Annotated in this window: 2 protein-coding genes; both read right to left on the bottom strand. The window is 44.4% G+C overall.

Annotation, left to right across the window (positions count from 1 at the left end; genetic code table 11):
- Window positions 1-54: 54 nt before the first annotated feature.
- A complete protein-coding gene (locus ACED46_RS21550; RefSeq protein WP_371722419.1) occupies window positions 55-3093 on the bottom strand; it encodes a Tn3 family transposase in 3039 nt (1012 codons plus the stop codon).
- An 87-nt stretch (window positions 3094-3180) separates the two neighbouring features.
- Window positions 3181-3397: recombinase family protein (locus tag ACED46_RS21545; RefSeq protein WP_371722418.1), on the bottom strand; the 217-nt coding region annotated here is incomplete at its 5' end.

Below are 3397 nucleotides of genomic sequence, written 5' to 3'. Positions count from 1 at the left end.
TTGGGGTATTGCGCACATTTCCCCGAAAAGTTCATTCTTCATTTTATGGCTAAGTTAAGTCACAGAAGTAATATCACCTAACTCAGCGTCTGAGGTAATTGGGTGGACGCTTTCGATCATACTTTCCAAGTTCAGCATGTCTTCTTTTTCTTCAAAGACGTAGTGTCCCGTCAATTGAATATGCCCCCAGGCTACTGGTGAAATATTTGCTAGGAGATCGATAGCATCATCATTTTTTTGCTTCTCGAAACGTTCTACAAGGGCAGATAGCAATGCTGAATTGTAGTAAATTATGCAGTTGGCAATCAGACGGGCACAGTCGTTCCATTGCTCAACCTGATAATCATTTCCACCCCGTAACTGATCTCCGTTAAGGTTTCCTATTGCACGGCGAAGCTGATGATAGGCTTCACCCCGGTTCAGCGCTTGTTGGACAAACTGCCTCAAATCCTTTCTATCAATATAATCAAGCATGTAAAGGCACTTAATCAAGCGGTCATATTCTCGCAGAGCGGCGAGTGTCCGGCTACCTCGCTTACTGTTTGACAGCTTACGAATGATGACGTGTTGTTCCGTTGATTTCCGGCTCAGAGAGCAGATGATATGTTGGATCCGCTCCCACTCTTCTTTAATTAACTTTATGCGAATTGGTTTTTTAATCTTGATCTCAAGATCCCCATCTATATTGACCTCAAACACGTTTTCAAAAGCATGCTTGAATTTGGCGTATCGAGGTGAAAACTGATAACCGAAAATATCTAGAACAGCGAAGTTCACATTATTGGTACCGTGGTTATCTGTCGCCAGAGACTTTGGCTGAATGTCACTGCTGTTGTTATACAACAGATCAAATGCGTAGTGTCCTTCATATTCATTAGCCGATATCACTGTCGTATTTAAAGGCACATGGTTTGACACTAACGTCATAGCCGAAACCCCTTTACCTTTCTGGAAATACTTTGCTGAGTACCTGGCTTTGAACGTATTAATACGGCAAGCATGTTTCTGGCCATCAATACTGCCAAATGGGGCGGATTCATTAATGGTGTAATGGCGAAAAATGGGAAGCCTAGCGAGGGCATTCGAAATCAAATCATTGGCAGCCCCAGTTGTTTCCGGTCTAATGTAACTGTCATTAACAGAGCGAAGAATACCGATACTTCTGTCTGATGAGGTGGCAAGGCGGTGCAGGCCGTAGTTTGCACCGTTCCCAAAGATACAAGCAATCAAGTCGTGACTTCGTGCTTCAGTGTTTCTTTTTCTCAATGAGAGACTCTCGAATGCCTCAAGATAGCCAGTTTTTCTGCTGACATAATTCATGATGTCAATTATTCCCATATGCTGAACCTGACTGTATACGGGATTGTCCAGGGGTGTTTTCCAACGTCGGTTTGCTAAGCTCCAAGCAAGGCGGCTAGTTCGGGGCTGAACTCGGACAAAGTCGTTGGCATCTGCGTTAATGTTGGCAGTGACCTTTCCTAGCTTTTCAACAAAGCGATTATCAAGTTCTGCCAAAGTATGTTCAATCGAATTGGATAGTCGTTCTAGGCCTGTTTTCTCTATCAGAGATGCTTTGTCCTTCTTCCATACATCTAAAGGGATGAGATCATCCTCAAGTCGTTTGTTACGTTCACTCTCACTGATATACACCTTACCAGTGTCTATCATTCCTGAAATTTTACGGTAGAGGTAAAATTCAAACCTGACGCAGTTAGTATCTCCGTCAGTAACGAGATGTTTCAAATCACTATGCGTGACTAGCCTGAGATCCATCGACGTCAGTTTCTTGTTGGTAAGTAGCTCTTCTCTGGCATTTGAAATTTGTGCCCTCAACGCTGGCTGGCCAGCCTCACATTCAATGTCGAGAGCAAGAAATAACTTCCTCAGGCTGCCCGCTGTTTTGCGTGACTGGCTATCAGTGTATTGCCATTGATATTCTGCCCGATTAAAGCGGCCATCAACCAGATGGGTGCTGACCAACAACATGTCTTCCGGAGACATAGTTGAAAATGCAGTTTTTCTTAGTTCACCAAGCGTAGTGTTGTCACTAATATTGTCATCGGTAAAGTACCTGAGTATGTTTCCAGCCGATTTTAGCGTGTCCTGAATGATGTCTAGCTCTTTGGCAACACGCGATCTTGCTGATTCTATCCGAGACTCATGGTGCTTTCTAACTAGGTAATTGAAGCTCGACACCAGCCGATCATTTGCTTCCCTATAACGGTAGAAGATATAACAGGAAAGATAGAGCAGTCCCTGCCATTTTGGAGATCGTCGTAGTTGAAAAGTTGAACCTGAGCGGATGAGGGACGTGTAATAAATCATATTTCCTCGAGACAGGCCGAGTTCAGACAACAGCTGTTTCACCTCTGGATAAACCGTTCGAAGGAGCTGCATTGTGCTCAGTTCGCGGTCTAATTCCGATGGACTGAAATCCCGTGCAGTTCCCTTGAACCCTGACAGACCATTTAACACTCCTTTGTCATTCAATATATGGCTGAGTTTTTCCTGAGTTGTCGCCGACATTCTTTCTGACAATATTTGAGTGGTACGGTTTCTTTCTGCCGTCAGTGTCGCAGTAACAAGATCTTGAAGGGTACTGTAGCCAGGCAAGGCGATGCGGTTCTGACCGAGAAAGGCCAAGCATTCATCAAGGATATATTTAGGCTCCGTGCTGATGGTGGCCACATCAGCTAGCCGAATGGACATGCTACGGCTTTGTTCTTGTTTTAGTTGACTAAACCCGAGAGCAGAGAGCGTTTGTGATACCATATTTGCCCTAGCTCCCTTGGAAACAGTCCAATCCCACCTTGGTATGTCGAGTTTGAAGGTGTCGCAGATGTACCGTGTATCTTCTTCTGTATCACATAGCTGAAAGCGAGGTATCACCGGCTTTGCCCTGAAATACCCGATAAGGAGAATCATGTATATTTTGGTTTCGGTTTTGAGTAACCCGTTAACAATATCGAGTAGACTGTCATCCAGAGAGAAATACTCTTCCCGTTCAGTTTGATTGAAGACCGGCAGCCGATAGAGTTCTTCAATTTCGTCGTCCGTCAGGAGTTGTATCCTCTTGCCTGTACTTCCAATCATGTATGCTTGTTACCTTTAATATAGTTTCTCATTTCAATGCCAAGAAGCAGGATACGAGTTTCAGTCTCTCCAAGTCTGGCGACAATCTTACTTCCTCAGGTAGCTATAGAGGGTTTCGCGGCTGATACCGTACTCTTTCGCTAGGTTGGTTCTAACTTCTCCGGCATTCGCCCTTGCTTTGAGATCTTTAATCTGTGTTTCATCAAGTGCACGCTTTCTTCCCCGGTATTTTCCCTTTCTTTTAGCAATCTCTATCCCTTCTCTCTGCCGCTCCTTAAGAAGGGATCGCTCAAATTCCGCAAAT

It is taken from the genome of Vibrio sp. 1S139 (genome assembly GCF_041439475.1).
Taxonomy (GTDB): Bacteria; Pseudomonadota; Gammaproteobacteria; order Enterobacterales; family Vibrionaceae; genus Vibrio; species Vibrio crassostreae_C.
The sequence above is the reverse complement of the archived record's forward strand: the minus strand, read 5'-3'. Positions and strand labels throughout refer to the sequence as shown.

What these genes read in the sequence shown, in the direction of transcription:
- ACED46_RS21550 (WP_371722419.1), bottom strand. Translation starts at nt 3,093, where the DNA reads ATGATTGGAAGTACAGGCAAGAGGATACAACTCCTGACGGACGACGAA.